At 57.9% G+C, this 689-nt stretch carries 1 pseudogene; it reads right to left on the minus strand.

Annotation, left to right across the window (positions count from 1 at the left end):
- Nucleotides 1-662, minus strand: a pseudogene (locus AO240_RS24955) (lipase family protein); the annotation flags it as partial.
- Between the last annotated feature and the right edge of the window lie 27 nt (nt 663-689).

A 689-nucleotide genomic window follows, 5' to 3' on the forward strand; every position in this document is an offset into this window, starting at 1 on the left:
CCGGCGCTACCACTTCTGTAGCGTTCAGGCCTTGCAGCATGCCGCATCTCAAGGTCGAGTATTTGCCGCTTGGCATTCTTCAATGACTCATCCACTTGGTAGAACTCATCGTCAGTCACCAGCGAACGATTGGACAGGTGCGCTTGCTGCCAGCGACGCAGGCTGGCCCAGCAGTTTGGAATGTAGCTATGCACCATTTTGTGGTCGGCATTATCAATCACTTGCCGCAGGAATGAACCGCGATCCGGCAAGCCGTCTATAGCCTTTAATGCGACAGCGCAGCCGTGGTCATTGATGGTGCTGCAACCCGGCTTCCACAGCAGCGAGGACTTGAGGCGGGCGCTAAAGTAGACCGGCATGAAGTGCCGCAGCGTACCGTGGTGAGTGAAGGGTTCACCGGTCATATTGATCATGCCCAGTGCAAACCACGACAAACCCAGCGCCGGGTTCACTACCGTCACGACGCCTTGCCCGGCGTACTGGCGCTGGGTGGACGTGTTCATCCACGTCGATGGCACGCTGGGGACCGGATCGTTTTGATTGACGATGCGGTGGTGAGTCAGGGGCTTGGCTGCTTCTACGAAGGTGCTGTCGCCGGCGCGTGGGGCGCCGTAGGTGTAGAGCACGATGTCCGCTGCATAGCGTTTATCACGTCGCAGCATTTCAGACACTATCAGCGCAATTGCACC

The organism is Pseudomonas sp. ICMP 460, from assembly GCF_002723595.1.
In the GTDB taxonomy this organism is placed as follows: domain Bacteria; phylum Pseudomonadota; class Gammaproteobacteria; order Pseudomonadales; family Pseudomonadaceae; genus Aquipseudomonas; species Aquipseudomonas kitaguniensis.